The 20,434-nt window shown below is 37.4% G+C and carries 21 protein-coding genes; 6 read left to right on the top strand and 15 right to left on the bottom strand.

Annotated features, from left to right (window positions below; translation table 11 throughout):
- Positions 1-3: 3 nt before the first annotated feature.
- From QSH13_RS10750 to cpxR, 5 genes are all read right to left on the bottom strand, one after another.
- Positions 4-459 carry an acyltransferase gene (locus QSH13_RS10750; RefSeq protein ID WP_286039125.1) on the bottom strand — a complete coding sequence of 152 codons (456 nt, stop codon included), beginning with the start codon at positions 457-459 and terminating at the stop codon, positions 4-6.
- On the bottom strand, positions 456-863 hold the full coding sequence (locus QSH13_RS10745) for a sugar 3,4-ketoisomerase (RefSeq protein WP_286039124.1): 408 nt from the start codon (positions 861-863) through the stop codon (positions 456-458). Before QSH13_RS10745 ends, QSH13_RS10750 begins: the two co-directional genes overlap by 4 nt.
- A gap of 2 nt (positions 864-865) precedes the next feature.
- Positions 866-1,726: a glucose-1-phosphate thymidylyltransferase RfbA gene (rfbA, locus tag QSH13_RS10740; protein WP_286039123.1), complete on the bottom strand. Its 861-nt coding sequence runs from the start codon at positions 1,724-1,726 to the stop codon at positions 866-868.
- A gap of 447 nt (positions 1,727-2,173) precedes the next feature.
- Positions 2,174-3,565, bottom strand: coding sequence for an envelope stress sensor histidine kinase CpxA (gene cpxA, locus QSH13_RS10735; protein WP_109398474.1), 1,392 nt, complete (start codon positions 3,563-3,565; stop codon positions 2,174-2,176).
- 12 nt (positions 3,566-3,577) lie between these two features.
- Complete coding sequence (gene cpxR / locus QSH13_RS10730) at positions 3,578-4,276, bottom strand: envelope stress response regulator transcription factor CpxR (protein ID WP_109398473.1); 699 nt, start codon at positions 4,274-4,276, stop codon at positions 3,578-3,580.
- A 198-nt stretch (positions 4,277-4,474) separates the two neighbouring features.
- Between cpxR and cpxP the strand changes: the two genes are divergently transcribed.
- The gene (gene cpxP / locus QSH13_RS10725) at positions 4,475-5,017 is read left to right on the top strand and encodes a cell-envelope stress modulator CpxP (protein ID WP_286039122.1); all 543 of its coding nucleotides are present in this window, start codon (positions 4,475-4,477) and stop codon (positions 5,015-5,017) included.
- 150 nt (positions 5,018-5,167) lie between these two features.
- On the opposite strand, the gene QSH13_RS10720 is transcribed toward cpxP, so the two are convergent.
- The 3 genes from QSH13_RS10720 to fabG form a co-directional block, all read right to left on the bottom strand.
- Positions 5,168-5,899, bottom strand: coding sequence for a glycosyltransferase family 32 protein (locus QSH13_RS10720; RefSeq protein WP_286039121.1), 732 nt, complete (start codon positions 5,897-5,899; stop codon positions 5,168-5,170).
- A 172-nt stretch (positions 5,900-6,071) separates the two neighbouring features.
- On the bottom strand, positions 6,072-7,610 hold the full coding sequence (locus QSH13_RS10715) for a phosphoethanolamine transferase (protein ID WP_286039120.1): 1,539 nt from the start codon (positions 7,608-7,610) through the stop codon (positions 6,072-6,074).
- Between the two features lie 121 nt (positions 7,611-7,731).
- Positions 7,732-8,487: a 3-oxoacyl-ACP reductase FabG gene (gene fabG / locus QSH13_RS10710; RefSeq protein ID WP_286039118.1), complete on the bottom strand. Its 756-nt coding sequence runs from the start codon at positions 8,485-8,487 to the stop codon at positions 7,732-7,734.
- Positions 8,488-9,019: 532 nt separating this feature from the next.
- Between fabG and pfkA the strand changes: the two genes are divergently transcribed.
- Entirely contained in the window at positions 9,020-9,997 is a 978-nt protein-coding gene (pfkA, locus tag QSH13_RS10705) for a 6-phosphofructokinase (protein WP_023583426.1), read from the top strand.
- A 268-nt stretch (positions 9,998-10,265) separates the two neighbouring features.
- Positions 10,266-11,267 carry a sulfate ABC transporter substrate-binding protein gene (locus tag QSH13_RS10700; RefSeq protein ID WP_185901533.1) on the top strand — a complete coding sequence of 334 codons (1,002 nt, stop codon included), beginning with the start codon at positions 10,266-10,268 and terminating at the stop codon, positions 11,265-11,267.
- 105 nt (positions 11,268-11,372) lie between these two features.
- On the opposite strand, the gene tpiA is transcribed toward QSH13_RS10700, so the two are convergent.
- Together tpiA and QSH13_RS10690 are read right to left on the bottom strand one after the other, a co-directional pair.
- On the bottom strand, positions 11,373-12,143 hold the full coding sequence (gene tpiA / locus QSH13_RS10695; RefSeq protein ID WP_069366847.1) for a triose-phosphate isomerase: 771 nt from the start codon (positions 12,141-12,143) through the stop codon (positions 11,373-11,375).
- A gap of 106 nt (positions 12,144-12,249) precedes the next feature.
- A complete protein-coding gene (locus QSH13_RS10690) occupies positions 12,250-12,885 on the bottom strand; it encodes a DUF1454 family protein (protein WP_109398467.1) in 636 nt (211 codons plus the stop codon).
- 97 nt (positions 12,886-12,982) lie between these two features.
- Between QSH13_RS10690 and QSH13_RS10685 the strand changes: the two genes are divergently transcribed.
- Positions 12,983-13,414: a DUF805 domain-containing protein gene (locus tag QSH13_RS10685; RefSeq protein WP_185901534.1), complete on the top strand. Its 432-nt coding sequence runs from the start codon at positions 12,983-12,985 to the stop codon at positions 13,412-13,414.
- 55 nt (positions 13,415-13,469) lie between these two features.
- Here QSH13_RS10685 and fpr read toward each other — a convergent pair whose 3' ends face one another.
- The gene (gene fpr, locus QSH13_RS10680) at positions 13,470-14,216 is read right to left on the bottom strand and encodes a ferredoxin--NADP(+) reductase (protein ID WP_109398465.1); all 747 of its coding nucleotides are present in this window, start codon (positions 14,214-14,216) and stop codon (positions 13,470-13,472) included.
- Positions 14,217-14,548: 332 nt separating this feature from the next.
- Here fpr and emrD point away from each other — a divergent pair, with 332 nt between their 5' ends.
- Positions 14,549-15,733 carry a multidrug efflux MFS transporter EmrD gene (gene emrD, locus QSH13_RS10675; RefSeq protein ID WP_286039117.1) on the top strand — a complete coding sequence of 395 codons (1,185 nt, stop codon included), beginning with the start codon at positions 14,549-14,551 and terminating at the stop codon, positions 15,731-15,733.
- An 84-nt stretch (positions 15,734-15,817) separates the two neighbouring features.
- On the opposite strand, the gene glpK is transcribed toward emrD, so the two are convergent.
- Positions 15,818-17,350, bottom strand: a complete 1,533-nt coding sequence (gene glpK, locus QSH13_RS10670; protein WP_109398463.1) for a glycerol kinase GlpK — start codon at positions 17,348-17,350, stop codon at positions 15,818-15,820.
- A 42-nt stretch (positions 17,351-17,392) separates the two neighbouring features.
- A complete protein-coding gene (locus QSH13_RS10665) occupies positions 17,393-18,208 on the bottom strand; it encodes an MIP/aquaporin family protein (protein ID WP_109398462.1) in 816 nt (271 codons plus the stop codon).
- Between the two features lie 294 nt (positions 18,209-18,502).
- On the opposite strand from QSH13_RS10665, the gene zapB reads away from it, so the two are divergent.
- Positions 18,503-18,745, top strand: a complete 243-nt coding sequence (gene zapB, locus QSH13_RS10660; RefSeq protein ID WP_072064652.1) for a septal ring assembly protein ZapB — start codon at positions 18,503-18,505, stop codon at positions 18,743-18,745.
- A 93-nt stretch (positions 18,746-18,838) separates the two neighbouring features.
- Here the strand turns inward: zapB and rraA are convergent, their stop codons facing one another.
- Complete coding sequence (rraA, locus tag QSH13_RS10655; RefSeq protein WP_006534154.1) at positions 18,839-19,342, bottom strand: ribonuclease E activity regulator RraA; 504 nt, start codon at positions 19,340-19,342, stop codon at positions 18,839-18,841.
- 109 nt (positions 19,343-19,451) lie between these two features.
- On the bottom strand, positions 19,452-20,369 hold the full coding sequence (locus QSH13_RS10650; RefSeq protein ID WP_072064651.1) for a 1,4-dihydroxy-2-naphthoate polyprenyltransferase: 918 nt from the start codon (positions 20,367-20,369) through the stop codon (positions 19,452-19,454).
- Positions 20,370-20,434: the final 65 nt, after the last annotated feature.

Below are 20,434 nucleotides of genomic sequence, written 5' to 3'. Positions count from 1 at the left end.
TCTCTATTTTATAAAACGAATTATTTTTGCGGGATTGCCAATTACAACTGCGTTAGCTGGAACATCTTTTACAACAACGCTACCTGCTCCAATCATGCAGTTTTCACCTAAAGTGACTCCTGCAAGGATTGTGGCATTAGCACCAATTGATGCACCTTTATTTATTTGAGTTATTAAAAATTTTTCAGGGTATTGTTTAGATCTCGGAAAAATATCATTTGTGAATGTCACGGAGGGTCCGATAAAAACGTTATCAGCAATTCTTATTCCATCCCATATATAAACACCTGATTTTACAGTTACATTATTACCTATTATTACATTATTTTCTATGAGGGTGTGTGCACATATATTACAATTATTACCAATAACAGCATTTTGAAAGATAATGCTATATTGCCATACTGTTGTACCTGAACCAATACAATTACTTTTTACGTCACTTAATGGATGTATCATATTGTTGTTATGCTCTTTTTAAAAGTATCATAATCTCTAATATAATCCGATTCATCATAATGCTCACTTGCTATTACAATTAGTACACAATCTTGCGAAAAATCATGCATTTCTCTCCAAATATTATTTTTAATGTGAAGACCGATATCTGGTGTATTAAGAGTTACTTCCTCTTTCTGGAATCCGTTATCTAAAATAAATTTACAACTTCCTTTAACACATATAATAATTTGCTCAAGTTTTTTATGAGCGTGATATCCTCGAGAAACATTATTTTTCGTATCAAAAATATAATATATTCGTTTTATTTCAAATGGAATATCTATATTTTTTTCTAGTGATATGAGAGAGCCTCTATTATCACCTAATATTTTAAAATTTATAATTTTTATTAATTTATTCATATTTAAATTAAACTCTCTAAATATTTACCGTAGCTATTCTTTTTATACTCATTAGCGGCTTTTTTTATTTGATCTTTTATTAACCATTTTTGTTTATATGCAATTTCTTCTAGGCAGGCTATTTTAAATCCTTGTCTTTTTTCTATTGTCTCAACAAAAGTACCTGCATCAAGTAAGCTATCGTGAGTTCCGGTATCTAACCAAGCAAAACCACGACCCAATAGCTCAACACTTAACTTATTCTGTTGTAAGTAGATTTGGTTAATAGTTGTTATTTCTAGCTCACCACGTTCTGATGGCTTAATTTTTTTTGCAATATCTATAACGTTATTATCATAAAAATATAAGCCAGTTACTGCAAAATTAGATTTTGGTTTTTCAGGTTTTTCTTCAATAGAAATTGCATTTAAATTATTATCAAATTCAACCACTCCAAATCTTTCTGGATCTTGAACCTCATAGCCAAAAATAGTAGCACCATTTTTTTTATTAGCAGCATTTATTAGTTTTGGAGAGAATCCTTGACCCCAGAATATATTATCTCCTAAAACTAAGCAGACACTATCATTACCAATAAATTTTTCACCAATAATAAATGCTTGAGCTAACCCTTCAGGTTTTGGTTGTACAGCATATTGAATAGAAATACCAAATTGTGAACCATCGTTTAATAAGCGTTGAAAACCATTTTGATCTTCTGGTGTTGTAATAATGAGTATTTCTCTAATACCTGCAAGCATCAATACAGATAAAGGATAGTAGATCATAGGTTTATCATAGATAGGTAGTAATTGTTTAGATACACCCATTGTAATTGGGTAAAGTCTTGTCCCTGAGCCACCAGCTAAAATAATGCCTTTCATTTTTAAATCCTAAGAAGGTATATTTATTTTATATAAAAAATAAATATACATAAAATATTTACTAAATTCGTATAATTTAAATATTCTATATTAAAGATACTATAAATTTTATATAGCCTTTTCTACAAAGCTACCGCACTGGGTTTACGGCCCCCAGAGCGCCAAATTTATCTCAAAAAACCCTTATCTATATGTAATATAAAGGTTTTATTATATAAGCATACTTTAACAATATGCGAAAAACCGCACTGAGAGTAGACTCTTCAAACCAGACGGTCAAGTAATAGCTGGGTATTTTAGCATTGATTGTAGATATATAAATATCGGAATAGCGGTCGATTCAGCCAGATCATTCTGAATTGCATCGTTAGATGCTAGCAAAAAGAATATGCCACCTATTCTTCAATAGATGGCAGTATATTTTGATACAACAGTTTAATTACTCTATTAAGCCGTTGGTGATTTATTACTTGCGCCCGCTCTTGGCAACCAAATCTCTACTCTTAAACCACCTAATGGACTGTCATCGGCTTTAACATGGCCTCTGTGTTGGCTGACGGCAGTTTCAACAATCGCTAATCCTAAGCCTGTACCACCGGATTCACGATCTCTAGCTTCATCAGTGCGATAGAATGGTCGGAAAATATGCTCTCTATCTTCAGGACTAACGCCAGGGCCATCATCATCAACAATAATGGTGATGCCTTGGTTCTGTTCAGTAAAGGCGACTTCAATGCGAGAATTTGAATAACGCAGGGCATTACGAACAATATTCTCAAATGCACTCGCCAGAGAATATGGATTGCAGTAAATAGGCCATGCTCCTGGAGGTGTAGTGACTTGCAGTGTCTTATTATTTTGTTCGGCCTCAAATTTAGCGTTATCTAAAATGTCATCCCACAATTCATTGGCTTTTACTGTTTCGCGTAATAACTCGTTTTTATACTGATTACGGGAAAGCACCAGTAAGTCATTAATCATACCATCAAGGCGTTGAGTCTCAGTTTCAATACGCTCTAGCTCCTTGCTCTCTCCACTACGACGACGTAACAATGCGCTGGCTAATTGTAAGCGTGTTAATGGGGTACGTAGTTCATGAGAAATATCAGAGATCAGACGTTGCTGAGCCTCTACCATACGTTCAAGAGCGCTTATCATCTGATTAAAACTCGTGCCTGCGGCTAAAAACTCTTGAGGACCCGTTTCTAGTTCAGGGTGAGGGCGTAGGTTACCTTTAGCTACATCATCAGCAGCATTTTTAAGTTGTCTTGCGGGTTTTGCTAAGCTCCAAGAAAGCCATACTAATAATGGTGTGCTGATAAGCATGGTGAATATGAGTAACAATAATGGTTTATCAAATAATAAGTTGATAAAGTCAGATTGAGGGCTACTTGAAGGGCGTACGAGATAAAGTTGGTAATGATCTTCACCATCCCTTACAGAAAAAGGCCCTAACATCTCAGAGCGACCATATTTTTTCTTTTTGGGGTGATCGGCGTTATCAGATTGACCAATAAAGTTTCTGACAACTTGCATCTCATTACGTTGAGCACCGATGATCCGGCCTTCACTCGTGACAATAATTAAACGTTGGCCAGGGGGAGCCCATTTATCAATGGCTCGAATTAATCGACGCCACCAAAGGAGATCGTTAGCCGGATCTTGAGCTAATTCAGCTTCGATATGTTGTTCTAGCATAACGCCTTGACGGTATTCACTCTCTAAAAGAGGGGTAAGCTGGCGCGAGTCCAGCTTTGGAACCATCATAACTAGCACGAGAACTAATGCTAGCGTCAGCCAGAATATTGCGAAAATGCGCGCTGACAGACTATTTATCATAAAGAATATTTATCAAGTTATTGAAACCATTAGATAACCGCGGCCACGTAACGTTTTAAACCAAGGTTGTCCATCTGTTCTTTCTGGTAATTTACGGCGTAAATTAGAAATATGCATATCGATCGCTCTATCAAACGGTGTTAAGCGCTTGCCAAGGACTTCTTGGCTTAGATGTTCGCGTGATACGACTTGTCCTAAATGCTGAGCAAGTAAATAAAGCAAAGTAAACTCTGTTCCTGTTAACTCTAGCGGTTCATTATCAAAACTTGCTTCTTGTCGGCCAGGGTTAAGTTGTAATTTATCAACCTGTAATGTTGGAGATGTAGTGCTATCAGTCTGTTTTTGTTCGCTCCAGTTTGAACGACGCAAAATAGCTCTGATACGTGCAACCAGTTCTCTATCATTAAAAGGTTTTGGTAAATAGTCATCAGCACCTAGCTCTAAGCCAAGAACTCGGTCAAGATCACTGCCTCTTGCCGTTAACATAATGACTGGGGTCTGGAAATTTTGGCGTAACTCTTTGAGTGTCTCAATCCCGTTTTTACGTGGCATCATGATATCCAGTAATAACAAGTCGATAGAAGCATCCAAAAGTTTAAGTGCTTGCTCGCCATCAGAGGCGATTACAACATTAAAGCCTTCCATTTCAAGTAGTTCTTTCAATAGCGATGTTAATTCGCGATCGTCATCCACTAATAAGATTTTATGCATTCGTCAATTCCTCCAAGAGAAAAATACGATAATAAATAGCGCGAATCTATGACTTTACGTTCTTTTACACGCTCTGACGCTAGTTTGCAGCCGTAACGGTATAGTAATCCACATAGCAAAGAATTACACATATGAATTATACACATTGAGGTCGTATTAATTAGGTCGGTATTAATTTACCGAATTAGGAGTGAAGCAATGCGTAAAGTAGCAGTAGTTGCACTAGCATCAATGTTTTTGGCAGCTCCGACGATGGTATTAGCTGAAACTGCAAATACTAATCCGCCTACTGAGCAACAGTATAGTGGTAACTACCACTGCGGTTATGGCTATGGAATGCATGGCGACCGTGATTATAGAGGTCACCGCGGACAACGAGGACATATGATGGATCGCAATTATGGCGAGTCACGTATGTTTAACGGTATCACATTAACTGAGCAACAACGTACTCAAATGCGTGATTTAATGCGCCAGCATCATCAAGATAGATATAACGGAAATTTCCGTCAGCATCATGAGAATATGCATAAATTAGTCACTGCACCTCAATTTGATGAAGCTGCTGTAAGAGCACAGATGCAAGATATGGATAAACAAGCAATAGAGCGCCATGTAGAAATGGCAAAAGTCCATAACCAAATGTATCAGTTGTTAACCCCAGAACAGAAAGCGCAGTTGGAAAAGAATTACCAACAGCAAATGTCATATTTTGACCAACAAAGTCAACAAAATCAGTAATGAAGTAAGAGTGTAGTAAAGAAGTACCTAGTTAGAGAGTAAGTAGCAACAACGAAGTTTTTTCCTTGCCATAGACACCATCCCTGTCTTTTGCAGCCCCTCTGGAGAGGGGCTTTTTTTTTGCCCTTTTGTTTAATAATTTTTAATTGTTTAAAAATCAATTGAAAATTTTTCCTTTTTTCTTTCTGAAATCTTTTTAAGAAAAATTTTTCTCATTTTTTTCTGTTGTTTAGCTTTAAAGATATTAATGGGATTAATACTTTTTTTATATTTTGCTGATGTCGAGCCAAATAGTTGTTTTGAATAAACTTTATCATCACCGTTATAAACTATTCCTTCATAATGAATAGGATTAAAATAGTGTGATGGAAAAATTGTGATATCTGGATTATATTTTTGGATCATCTTGGCTACAAAAAAGTTTCCTGTTGATATCCAAGGATAATCCAAGTCTAAAGGTGTTAATTGCAGTAATTCATTTATCAATTGTCCAACGAATTCATTTTTAGGTTCACATGCATAAATAGGTGCAACCAAATTTCCTCGAATAAATTCATTTTCATATACGGTATAGGCTTGCTTTTTTGTAAATAATTCATTTGTATTATGATAACAGATGCTATCTGCTTCAGGAATAAATCCACCAAATTCGTATAAAATTTCATATCGCATTAAGTCAGCGACACCAGCATATAGGCCTAGTTTATAATAGAACTCAATAAGGTTTCGTGTTTTGAAATGATAATTATTTAAAAAATTATTATCATAAACAGTGTATTTCCAATCCGTATGTTTCTTTTCCCATGTGTTCATCCATTGAGTCGGTTTAGGATTAGGACCTATCCATATATGTCCTAGTAGCTTAGGGATTAAGATATTCATGATTTTAAATCACATTTATCAATATAAGGTTATCTAATTATATATTAATTGAATGTAATTGGATAATATTTTGAAAGCTTTCGATTGGTTAGGATAAAATAATAGCTCTCTTTATTGAGAGAGCTATATAAAGAGCTATATAAAGAGCTATATAAAGAGCTATATAATGTGGTTAATTGATTTTGTCTTCTGGTAGCAGATTATAATTAATTTCTTCTTTTTGGAAGTTTATAACTGTATTTTGATCAGAACAAATATCATTAGATATCATATGACAATGATTAGGAATTTGTGGCTCTTGAATACTTGTCCATTCAGAGAAAATAGACATGAAATATCGGCCATTTCTTCTTTCGGTTACATGTATTTTTTCTTTGCTATCACTGGATAGGATGAAAAGAGGTACTTCGAAATTTTGCTTAAATTTATCGTCATGACTTAACTTTGCATAACTTTCACCTTTATGTTCATAAGATACCCCATGATCAGAAAGGTAGAGTAATGACCAAGATTTTCCTGTTTTTTTAGACATGGAAACAATATCTTCTAATAACTTATCTGTATTCTTAATACTTTGAATATAACAAGAAATTTCAGTAGATTGGAAAAATTCATCATATTTATCTTGTGTTCTAGCACAGGCTTGTGAATGCGAACCAATTAAATGAATAACAATAAGATTGGTTTTTTTACCGCTAAATAATGCCCTTTTAATATCAGTTAATAAATCATTATCGGTTGTTAATCCATTATTATGATAATCACCTTTACTTAAAAAATGATAAGAATCAGCGCGTTTACCTATAGTGGAAATAACCGAATCTGAACCAATCATAGAGCCTTGGTTTGAAAACCAATATGTATTTAATCCAGCTTTCTTTGCTAATGTGATGATATTGTTTTGTAATTCAATATTATTGGTATTCTTATTTTTTAATGTTAATGAAGGTGGTAATGAAAACAGTGTTGAAGGCGCTGCTGAAATATAGTTATCAAATTGAATAACAGGGCTTTTTTCCAAAAATGGTGTGTTTTTTATAGAAAAACCATAACTTTGCATAAAGTCTCGCCTAACACTTTCTCCAATAACTAGAATATAATTATTATATTGTGAATTATTAATAGGTTGCCAATTATCTTTTTTATTGAGCTCTTTATTTATCCACTCATTTTCTATTTTTACAGTATCATAATATTTTTTTATATCACTAAAAAAACGAAGTATCGGTAATTTGGCTTCAAAGTTATAGGTGCCATTATTTATTAGATCTTTTATTGGCCAAGTAATGCTCGTCATTATAAAAATAAAGATAATGAAAAGAGATGACTTATTTTTAATAACAATGCTAACTTTTAGACTGAGAAGGCCAAATAAAATAATTAAAAAACTAAACATTAAGTTTATGGGTGAAAGGGTTTGAATAAACTCTAAAGTCTCATTCGTATTTGTATAAAAAAATGAAATTACAGAGTTAATATTAGGAGAACCATATTTTAAACCGATAGGCGTATAAATAGCACCTATTATAGATAACAATATTATACAAATAGAATAGATTTTTTTAACACGACCAGATAAGCATAAAAGAAATGCAGTAAAAGTAAGAACATAAAAAAAACGTAGTATATAGCCTAGAGAAATGTGTAGTAACAAAACGAAAATAAGTAAAATTAAAAATTGAATAATGTTGTTTTTGAAGGTTTTTTTCATGATATCAATTATGGGTTAATAGTTATTGATTAATTATGGCTGTATTATTTTCAGCATTATAGTTTTTTTTAAGGATAGGAAAACCAAGGAAATCAAATTATTTCCTTGGTTAATGAGATTATTACAACAACGCCTCTGGAGATTCAGGTAAAATCTGTCCGCCATCGACGATAATTGTCTGGCCTGTAATATATTTTGCTTCATTCGACGCAAAGAATGAAGCAGCGTAACCGATATCTTCTGGTTCACCTAAAGTATGTGTTGGGATTGACGCTTTCATTTGATTTAAATAGGCTTCGCCTTGCGCTTGTAAGCCTTCGGTGAGGATATTGCCCGGCATCACTGCATTAATGGTAATACCATGACGTGCATATTCAAGAGCTGCGCTACGCATAAAACCTAATTGTCCCGCCTTACTTGCACCGTAGTGGCTCCAGCCTGGATAACCTGTAATAGCACCGGTAATAGAAGAGGTAATGATCACTCGACCTTGTTTTTGTTTCTCCATTACACGCAGTGCCGCTTTAACTAAAAAGAACATGCCTTTTAAGTTTACGGTATGCATTTTATCCCAGTCGGCTTCCGTCATCTCTTTAATGGTAGCTTGAGGGAAAATACCAGTATTGGAACAAAGAATATCAAGTTTGCCATACTCTTTTACAACATTATCAATCACTTTTTCACAGGCGGATTGTTGGGTGACATCAAGGTGCATAAAACCTACATCTAATTCATCTTTTGTTTTATTACCTGCTACATCATCAATATCGGCAATAATCACTTTCGCACCACTCTTTTTAAGTGCGATAACGATACCTTTACCAATGCCTTTTGCACCACCTGAAACTAAAGCGATTTTACCCGTTAAATCAAACATAAAACCTCCTATTAAGTGAAAGTTCCACTGTATCAGTCTAGCTTGAAAAGCGGTAAATCAACCAGAGAACTTTGTTGTTGGTCACAAATGTACCCTAGATCATTTTTTTCTTTAAAAGGATGACATCACAAAATAGAGAGATAAACGGCAGATAGAACATCACACCAGAGAAAATTGAATATTTATCAAAATATGCCGATGCTATTTTTTAGCATAAATAGCGTTTTTTTGAGATGAATGCAAAAAGGCAGTAAAGTGTCTGTATAAAAAGTGTTAACTTATTAAGGAAACACATTTGAGATAGACTAGTATAATCTTTATACAGGCTATTTGATTAGTTTAATGCGCATCAAGTTTATGAAAAAAAATGTACGATAATGATGAACTGGTAAAAAATATGCGTACAATGGTATTGTTGAATCAATTCAGCATTTACGATATCGGTATATAACACCAGACAAACCGGTATTGAGATAAAAAGTTATTCCAACAATTTTGCAATAATTACATCGAATAAGAATCAGAGGTAATCATGGTCAATAGGATCAAAAGAATTGGGGTTTTAACAAGTGGTGGTGATGCACCAGGTATGAATGCCGCGATCCGTGGTGTTGTTCGTGCTGCACTAAGTGAAGGTTTAGAGGTTTATGGGATTATGGATGGCTATATGGGGCTATACGAAAATCGCATGAAAAAACTCGACCGTTTTAGCGTATCAGACATGATCAACCGTGGTGGTACATTCCTTGGTTCTGCTCGTTTCCCTGAATTTCGTGAAGACAATGTGCGTGCTGTTGCTATTGAAAACATGAAACAAAATGAGCTTGATGCCTTAGTCGTTATTGGTGGTGATGGTTCTTATCTAGGTGCAAAAAAATTAACGGAAGCAGGTTTTCCATGTATCGGTTTACCGGGCACAATCGATAATGATGTTGCTGGTACTGATTACACTATCGGATATTTTACTGCATTAGAAACGGCTGTTGAAGCAATTGACCGCTTACGTGATACCTCAACTTCTCACAAACGTATCTCTATCGTGGAAGTGATGGGACGCTACTGTGGTGACTTAACACTGTCTGCGGCAATCGCAGGGGGTTGTGAATTTGTTGTTCTGCCTGAATCTGAATTACCTTTTAATCGTGATGAATTGCTGGCAGAAATCAAAGCGGGTATTGAACGTGGTAAACGCCATGCAATCGTCGCTATTACCGAACACGTTTGTGATGTGCATGAGTTAGCACGTTTTATTGAAGCTGAAACTAAACATGAAACGCGTGCAACGGTATTAGGTCATATCCAACGTGGTGGTTCTCCAGTTGCTTACGACCGTATTCTTGCTTCTCGCATGGGTGCTTACTCTGTACAACTGCTATTAGAAGGCTATGGCGGTCGTTGTGTCGGTATTCAAAACGAAAAACTGGTTCACCATGATATTATTGATGCGGTTATGAATATGAAACGTGTCTTTAAAGCAGACTGGTATGAGACAGCGAAAAAACTGTATTAATAGATTTTCCGCAATACCAGAGCCTTTCTGAGTTCTATCCTTATTCGTGAACTGCTCTGATACATTTTCTTTGTGTCAGAGTAGCTTCTCGAGTGAAAATATTTCATTTAGCTATTTCTATCCTCCTTTATTTCTTCTTATCCCCTTATATTGCCCTATATTGCTAGTCATATTCCCGTTGTGTATATCCATCGGTTTTTTGTTATTTCATCGTGATAACACTTTCTGTCAGCCTAGTTAAATACTTAACGATAAAGGGTGGATAGCTATGTTTAAACAATGGGGCTTATTATCAACTGTTTTAGCGACGTTACTTTTTTCCAATACCGTATGGGCTAAAGATATTCAATTATTGAATGTCTCTTACGATCCAACGCGAGAGCTTTATCAGCAGTATAACCAAGCATTTAGTCAGTATTGGAAGCAGAAAACGGGAGATAGTGTCACTATTCGCCAATCACATGGTGGTTCAGGAAAGCAAGCGACATCAGTTATCAATGGTATTGAGGCCGATATTGTGACATTAGCACTCGCTTATGATATCGATGCGATTGCACAAAGAGGAAGCATCGACAAGCAATGGATAACACGATTACCTGATAACTCAGCCCCTTATACTTCAACAATCGTTTTTCTAGTGAGAAAAGGAAATCCCAAACAAATTAAAGATTGGGATTCATTGATTCAACCGGGTGTTTCCATTATTACACCTAATCCCAAAACCTCAGGAGGTGCAAGATGGAACTATCTTGCGGCATGGGGTTATGGATTAAAAGCTAATCATCAGGATAGTGAAAAAGCGAAAGCCTTCGTTAAAGCTCTTTATCAGCAAGTTGAAGTATTAGATTCAGGTGCGAGAGGAGCAACAAATACCTTTGTTGAGCGAGGTATCGGCGATGTATTAATTGCATGGGAAAACGAAGCTTTATTAGCGATTAATGAATTAGGCGCTGATAAATTTGAGATAGTTACACCATCAGTATCTATTCTTGCAGAGCCTACTGTGTCGGTAGTTGATAAGGTTGTTGATAAACGAGGAACACGAGAAATTGCCACAGCATACTTAGACTATCTTTACTCACCAGAAGGACAAGAGATCGCGGCAAAAAATTATTACCGTCCCAGAGATAAAACAATAGCAGAGAAATACCAAAGCAGTTTTCCAACACTAGAACTCTTTACTCTTAATGATGTTTTTGGTGATTGGCAATCTGCGCAGAAAATACATTTTGCGACTGGGGGGATATTTGATGAAATTAGTCGCCGTTGATTAAGCCGAGGTAAGCAAAACAAAAAAATCACCTTCTGCTTTATATTCAGTAAGGTGATTTTCTCTATTTTTATCGATTAATGGCAGAAGCCAGAAAGATAAAAATTATTTTTTCGCTTTAGCTTGTGCAGCTGCTTTAACGATAACGGCAAATGCGTCAGCTTTCAGTGAAGCGCCACCGACTAATGCACCATCAATGTCTGGTTGACCAAACAGTTCTGCTGCATTTTTATCGTTAACAGATCCACCGTACTGAATGATAACTTGTTCAGCAATAGCCGCATCTTTCTTCGCAATATGATCACGAATAAATTTATGAACAGCTTGAGCTTGTGCTGGAGTTGCAGATTTACCTGTACCGATAGCCCAGATTGGTTCATAAGCGATAACGGCATCTTTAAATGCTGCTGCACCATGTGCATTTAACACGGCATCGATTTGGCGAGCACAAACTTCTTGTGTTTTGCCAGCTTCATTTTCTGCTTCAGTTTCACCAATACATAATACTGGTGTTAAACCTAACTCTTTTAACACGCCGAATTTTTGAGCGATAAACTCGTCAGATTCTTTATGATAAGTACGACGCTCAGAGTGACCAATGATAACGTATTTAACATCAACGTTTTTCAGCATTTCTGCTGAAGTTTCACCAGTGAAAGCACCTGATAAGTTAACACCTGTATCTTGAGCACCTAATGCGATACGGCTTCCACCAATTTCATGGCGTGCTTGGCATAGGTAAACTGCGGGTGGTGCGATAGCAACATCACAACCTGCAACACCGCTAACTTCTTTACGTAATGCAGCAATTAATTCATGAACCATATGAATGCTGCCGTTGAGTTTCCAGTTACCCATGACTAATGGATGGCGCATAACTTTTCCTCCAACCGAGTGGTTTAAATTTAGTTTGCTAATAAACACGAATTCTGTTGATGCACAACAGTATAGAGAACAATGAATAGAATAGCTTTGTTTTTTATCACGGAATAGCTGAAACGATCTTGCTGTTTAAAGAAAGCTTAATCGGTTCAATAGCAAAGGTTGTTAATTGATCATCTTCATGGGCAATAATATAGCGAATAGCCCCCACATCATGGCTAATATAATCAGAAGTTTGATTTTTAAAAGCGAATAAATTGAGAGCCTCTTGAATTTGCTCTTGGGTTATAGATGGATCAAATTGAGTGACTAAAGTGATAATGTATTGTGTTGTGATCTCACGATTTCTCTTTTCTAATTCAGGTGCATCAGGGGTATGGATCAGCGTGAGTTGTAAACTTTTTATTTTTTCGCTACCACGCTCTAATATCGCAGATGAATAGAGATAAGGCGTAATACGCGTTGCGGCTCTGACAAGAGGGATGGCAATATCGTGATTAGTGATAATTTTATATTCATTAAGCGATAACAACGGATTTTGTTGATTGAACTTGGCTCTTAGCTCCGGAATGGTCATCTCAAAAACAGGCGCATCTTGCTTAAGATAGGCAATATCATCTTTACTGGGCTGTTTTTGTGCGACAGACATCTCTGTTGCAAAAACAGAAGTTGGCAAACAAAGAGCAATGCTTATGATTATCAGGTATAACGTAGAAAGTGTGCTTGCTTTTATCATCTGTCCTCCGTTTGTCTGTGCTGTTATTGGCTAGTCTGTATTATTTGATACTAAATGGACAGTGTAATTCACAAATTAAGTAAATTATTGAGAGTTTATGACCTTACAACATTGGGCATTTTCATTCAAAGGGCGAATTGGGCGTCGTGACTTTTGGGTTGGTTTTGGTGTTTGCTTTGCGCTGTTTTTAGGCCTCATTATTATTAATGATGTGATTTATCCATTACCTACCACTGTAATATGGATAGTGTTCTTTTTTATTCTTTATCCGCTATGTGCAATTTTTACAAAAAGACTTCATGACAGAAATAAAAGAGGAATATGGCTTTTATTACTCTTACTTGCAGTGATGTTAGGATTAGCCGATACCAGTAGTTTAGAACCATTTTGGCAATGGGCGATAGGGCGTTTTCTTCCTTCTTTTATCGGAATGATTATGTTGCTTGATTGCGGAGTCTTTGTTGGTAATGACGGTGAAAACTATTTTGGTAAACAGACTGAACAAGTGGATTATCGTCGCTGGCGTTAATCTATATGGTGAAATCAATGAGGGTGAGAGAAATAAGCTCACCCTTATTTTTTTATTACCAATATTGCTCACTGGTGATATGTCCGGGTTTGCGTCGTAAGTGCTTACGCATTTCTCGTTGTTCTTTTAAGAGTTGTTGTGTCTCTCTGACCATTTGAGGATTACCACATAACATAATATGGCTCTCTTCCGGGCTGATGGTTAGGCCAACTGTTTTTTCTAAGGCACCACTTTCAATTAATGCAGGAATACGTCCGGTTAATGAGCCAATATGATTTTCACGGCTGACAATGGTTTGAATGCGCAATTTGCCTTGATAACGTTCAACGAGTTTTTCCATTAAAGGTAAATAGCTTAAGTCATTAGCATATCGAACAGCGTGAACAAGAACGATATTTTCAAATCGCTCAAGATCGTGACCTAATTGCAAAATAGATAAAAAAGGCCCAATGGCGGTTCCTGTCGAAAGCATCCAAAGTGTATTTGTTGTGGGGATCTCTTCTAATACAAAAAAACCACTGGCTTGTTCAGTGATCAGGACTTCATCACCAACCTCTAGTGCGCTTAATTTAGGGCTTAATTTTCCATCAGGCACAGTTACCAGATAGAACTCTAAATTGGGATCATCTGGTGCGTTTACATAAGAGTAGGCTCGTTGTACTCGCTCGCCATCAATATCTAGTGCTAATTTTGCAAATTGTCCGGCTGTAAACTTATCAATAGGAGCATTGACGACGAGACTTATTAACGCATCAGTCCAGTGATGAACTTGAATAACTTTTCCATTCACCCAATTAGCCATAGAGATTATCTCCTTTTGATAAACACGCTTATGTTGCTTATTTATTCTAAATAGGATGTGGTTTTTTATTTATCAATATGGTGTGGTGATGTGATTAATCTAAGATTTTGTCAATAATTGACACAATATGTACATTTATATTGACAACTATGGTGTATTTCTCTGACATTAATCTTTATACAAAAATTGCTGGCTATCTCGCAAATTTCTCCAAATTTGTTAACTTAGTCTCATTCTGAAAAGGTACGCATTTTGCAGAGTTTATTTTTATAAATTCTCTGTGGTATGCGCCTGTCCGTTAATGTATTTATCTAAAATTCTTGAGAAAAGAAATGAGAAAGTTAGAGCATGCAAATCTATTATTATTGATAATTGCATTGGTTGCTGTGGGTCAAATGACTCAAACTATTTATGTTCCTGTTATTGCTGATATGGCCGTTTACTTTGGTGAACCCACAGGGGCGGTACAGCAAGTTATGGGAGCTTATCTTTTTTCTTATGGTTTTTCACAGTTAATTTATGGACCTATATCCGACAAAGTAGGGCGCCGTCCTGTTATTTTAGTCGGAATGACTATCTTTTGTTTATCAACGCTGGTGGCAATTTTCTCGCAAAATTTAACCACTCTGGTTATCGCAAGTACCTTACAAGGAATGGGAACGGGTGTTGCAGGCGTTATGACACGTACTCAACCTCGTGATTTATATACAGGAACTGCATTACGTTATGCCAATAGTTTGTTAAATATGGGCGTTTTAGTTAGCCCATTATTAGCGCCGATGATTGGTGGTGTTGTCGCTCATTTCTTTGGCTGGCATGCGTGTTATATTTTCTTATTATTATTAGGAACCAGTGTCCTACTTTGTATGTATCGTTGGATGCCAGAAACGCGGCCAGTGCGAGTTGAAAAGCGTAATATGTTGTCATCATTTTACTTACTACTTTCAAATAGTACTTTTAGTGCATTTTTGATTATGCTGATTTGTGCATTATCCGGTATTGCTGTTTTTGAAGCATCAAGCGGTGTGTTAATGGGAGGAGTATTAGGATTAAGCAGTATTACTATCAGTATATTGTTTATTCTACCGATCCCTGCTGCATTCTTTGGCGCTTGGTATGCAGGTCGTGAAGGTAAAACCTTTGTGCAACTGATGTGGCACTCTGTTTTTTGTTGTTTATCTGCGGGTATCTTAATGTGGATCCCTGGTTGGCTAAATATTATTAATATTTGGACATTACTGGTTCCTGCTGCACTGTTTTTCTTTGGTGCAGGTATGCTATTTCCGTTAGCAACGACAGGAGCAATGGAACCATTTCCTTATTTAGCGGGCTCTGCTGGTGCGCTGGTAGGTGGTTTACAAAATGTAGGTTCCGGTGTGGCAACATGGTTTTCTGCTTTACTGCCACAGCATAATCAATTTAGCTTAGGGATGATTATGTTTGCTATGTCAGTGGCGATTATGCTTTGTTGGCTTCCGTTAGCTCATCGTTTTAGCCATGAAGAACATACTATTTAGTGGAATAAAAAATGCCGAGATAAAAAATCTCGGCATTTGGTTTTGTAGCCTAGGCTACTTCTCTCTCAAACTGTTTTACTGCAATTAACCGCGATCTTCCCACTCTTGAGCGCGCGCGACAGCTTTTTTCCAGCCGTTATAGCGATAGTTACGCTCAGTGGTTTCAATGCCTGGACGGAATTCTTTATCAATAGCTGCTTTGTTTTTCACTTCTTCTAAATCACTCCAAAAACCGATAGCAAGACCTGCAAGGAATGCTGCACCTAATGCAGTACTTTCACGAACTACAGGGCGTTCTACTCGAGTACCTAAAATATCGGATTGGAACTGCATTAAGAAGTTGTTGGCAACGGCGCCACCATCAACACGCAGTGATTGTAAACGTGCACCTGAATCGGCTTGCATTGCATCAAGCACATCGCGTGTTTGATAAGCGATAGATTCTAAGGTTGCACGAATAATGTGATTACGGTTAGCACCACGGGTTAAACCGAAAATAGCGCCACGGGCATACGGATCCCAATATGGTGCGCCTAAACCTGTGAATGCAGGAACAACATAGACGCCGTTAGTATCGTTCACTTTCGTTGCAAAGTATTCAGAGTCAGTTGCTTCATCAATAAGTTTTAGCTCATCACGTAGCCATTGAATAGAAGCACCCCCAACGAATACTGCACCTTCTAGAGCATAGTTCACTTCACCACGAGGGCCACAACAGATGGTTGTTAACAAACCATGATTAGAACGAACCGCTTCTTTACCTGTGTTCATCAATAAGAAGCAACCCGTACCATAGGTATTTTTTGCCATACCGCTTTGTACGCAAAGCTGACCATAAAGTGCTGCTTGTTGGTCACCCGCCATACCTGCGATAGGAATACGTGTCCCCCCTTTACCACCAATGTTTGTTTGGCCATAAACTTCTGAAGATGGCACCACTTTTGGTAGCATATTGCGAGGAATATCCAGTAGGTCGAGAATTTTTTGATCCCAATCTAAAGAGTGGATATTGAATAACATAGTACGTGAGGCGTTAGTATAATCTGTAACGTGAACGCGGCCTTGTGTCATTTTCCAAACTAACCAAGTATCAACAGTACCGAATAACAATTCGCCTTTCTCTGCTTTTTCACGTGCACCTTCGACGTTGTCGAGGATCCATTTTAATTTTGTACCAGAGAAATAAGGGTCAACCATTAAACCTGTGTTTTGGCGAATATATTCTTCAACGCCTTCTTTATCTTTTAAGCGAGTGCAGAAATCCGCAGTACGGCGACATTGCCAGACAATCGCGTTATAAACAGGTTTACCGGTTTCTTTATCCCATACAATCGTGGTTTCACGTTGGTTTGTGATACCGATACCAGCAACGTGGTCGGAGGGAATATCTGCTTTTGCTAATACTTCAACTAAGGTTGCGCTTTGTGTTGCCCAAATTTCCATTGGATCGTGTTCAACCCAACCCGGTTTAGGATAGATTTGGGTGAATTCACGCTGTGAAATACTGACGATATTGGCATTGTGGTCAATGACTACGGCACGTGAACTGGTTGTGCCCTGATCCAGCGCAACAATGTATTTTTTCTCGGTATTCGATGTATTTGTTTCTGTTGTCATATTAGTAACCTGTTCTGATAATCAACAATATTGCTCTTAATTTTATTTATCGTCTTCAATTTTGCAGGTATCGCAAGGCAAGTGACGGCCAATTAATTTACGGTAAGCCAGTGCACCTAAAATACCACCGATAAATGGAGCAATTATTGGAACTAAGAAATAAGGGATATCGCGTCCACCAGTCAGCGCAATATCACCCCAGCCAGCAAAGTACGCAACCAATTTTGGACCAAAGTCACGAGCTGGGTTTAAGGCGAATCCGGTTAATGGGCCAAATGCACCACCGATTACGGCAATTAAGATACCAATTAATAAAGGTGCTAATGGGCCTTTAGGCACACCGTTGCCATCATCAGTTAAGGCTAAAATTAAGCCAACTAATATAACGGCAATGATAACTTCAACAAAAAAGGCATGTATAACGGAGATTTGAGCTGCAGGATAAGTTGAAAATACACCGGCAGTGAAGAGACTTTCTTGTGAGCCTCTGACAATACCATTAACTTGTTCGTAGTCGAGGAAAACATTGTAGTACATAAAGTACACAATTGCTGCGGCAAAGAAGCCACCTAACATTTGTGCAATAATATAAGGGATGACTTTTCTGCGTTCAAAGCAAGCAAATAACCAAAACGCAACAGTCACTGCAGGGTTCAAGTGAGCACCAGAGGTACCAGCGGTAAGATAAACGGCTAAGGCAACACCCAGCCCCCAGATAATACTTATCTCCCATAGCCCTAGCTCTGCGCCTGCAATACGTACCGCAGCAACACAACCAAGACCAAAGAAGACTAGCAAAGCAGTTCCGATAAATTCAGAAATGCATTGACCCATAAGAGAGGTTTTCGTCTGGCTCATATATTCTATCCTGAAAGAGGGTTATTTATTGTTAGTATTCTTTTCGAATTGAAAAGATAACTGTGAATTTATCGTTAATGAGCGTAAACGAGAATAAGCGAAATTGAAATTTGTGTGTCTCATCAAGAAAATGAGTGAAAACGCTCTTAATTAGTGACTTGATCGACATTTGTAATGTGATCTGACCAGTGTTTTTGAAAAATTGAAAAAAGAATGTAATTCCTCGGAAGATGCTAGACAGTTGTTGATAGGCTACTTACAATCGGAAGTATCGATTATATGGGGGATTACAGTATGTCATTTGAAGTTTTCGAGAAGTTAGAATCAAAAGTACAACAAGCCATTGATACCATCACGTTATTACAGATGGAAATCGAAGAGCTAAAAGAAAAAAATGATGCGCTGAGCCAAGAAGTTCAAGAAGCGAAAGGATCACGCGAAGCCCTTGTTCGTGAAAATGAAGAATTGAAACAAGAGCAATCAAGCTGGCAAGAGCGTTTACGCGCGCTGTTAGGTAAAATGGAAGACGTGCAGTAATTGTCTTTGTTTGCTTAAAGCCTAAAAAACAAAAGCCACCGTTAGGTGGCTTTTGAGTATTGAAATCGTAAGAATATAACTAAAAAGTAACAATTACTCTTCAATCAAATCTTCATCTAAGCCTAATGGCTCTTCAGATAAAATAATCCCTGTGTTATCAGCATAAAGATAATCACCAGAGAAGAAGGTAACACCACCGAAGTTAACACGGATATCACTTTCACCAATGCCTTCACTTTGACAACCCGCAGGGATAGCTGCCATTGCTTGAATACCTAAATCAAGCTCTGATAATGCATCAACTTGACGTACTGCACCGTAAACAACAATGCCTTCCCATTCATTAGAAACGGCAAGTTGCGCTAGTTCAGCATCAACTAAGGCTTTACGTACAGAGCCACCTCCATCAACTAAAAGAATACGGCCTTTACCATTTTCTTCGAGTAAGTCATAAAGCAGGCCATTATCTTCAAAGCATTTAACGGTGATGATTTGCCCGTTAAAGGCACTTTGACCACCAAAGTTTGAGAAAAGCGGTTCTACGACATTGATATCTTCTTGATAGATATCACAGAGTTCAGAAGTATCATATTTCATAGGAGATTACGTCAGGTTGCCACAGGAAAGGTCAGTATATCCCTTAACAGGGGTAGTTGGCAAAAGACTCACTGAAAATTCAGTGAGTCAAATCAACAATCGAGTGAAATTATTCTAAAACTAAACCTAAAGAGAAAAGAACGTTAGTTAGCAGTGCTGCTTTTACCATGTGTTCGAGTAGGGGACGCATCCCTTCACCGGAGTGATCGGCATTTACACGTTTGATATGCAGTAAAAGCATTGGGGTGGCGAGTAAAAATAACCACGCGGTCCAGCGATGCATATAGAGTAGAGTAAAGATAATTAAGCAGGCAATAGAGAGAAAAATAACACAGGTATGGTAAGTTCGTGAGCCAGCAGGGCCTAAGCGAACCGCTAATGTATTTTTACCTGCCTGAATATCACTTTCTAAATCGCGCATATTATTAATGTTTAGAACAGCGACAGAAAGTAAACCACAGGCTGTAGCAGGAAGTAAGGTAACAATATCAAAGGTGTTGGATTGTAAGTAATAAGTTCCGATGACACTTAACCAGCCAAAGAAAATTAACACAGAGATATCACCTAGCCCCATATAACCATAAGGGCGCTTACCCACGGTATAAGTAATTGCGGCAACAATAGCGAGTAAACCCATCACTAGGAAGCCAATAGCGTCTTCAGGCTTTTTACAGGCGACAATAATCAGTGCAATACCACAGATACAGGAAATAATAACATTTAAGATCAGCGCTTTTTTCATTTGAGCTGCTGTTATTATGCCTTTTTGCATTCCACGAAGTGGCCCTAAACGTTCTTCAGTATCTGTTCCTTTTACGGCATCACCATAGTCATTGGCAAGGTTTGATAGGATCTGTAACGTTCCCGCTGTCAATATAGCAAGCAGTGCAATAGGTAGCTCAAAATGACCCATCCAATACGCTAATGCGGAACCCGTCACAATGGCAATTAACCCTAAAGGCAGTGTTTTGGGTCGTAAACTTTCAAGCCAGGCTTGAGTCCGGCTAGTGGAATTTAGAGAGCTCATGCTGAAATTCGATACTCATGTTCGTTGTTATTATAAAAATAAGAATGGGAGGCAAGCCTCCCACG

It is taken from the genome of Proteus faecis, from assembly GCF_030286765.1.
GTDB lineage: Bacteria > Pseudomonadota > Gammaproteobacteria > Enterobacterales > Enterobacteriaceae > Proteus > Proteus faecis.
The sequence above is the reverse complement of the archived record's forward strand: the minus strand, read 5'-3'. Positions and strand labels throughout refer to the sequence as shown.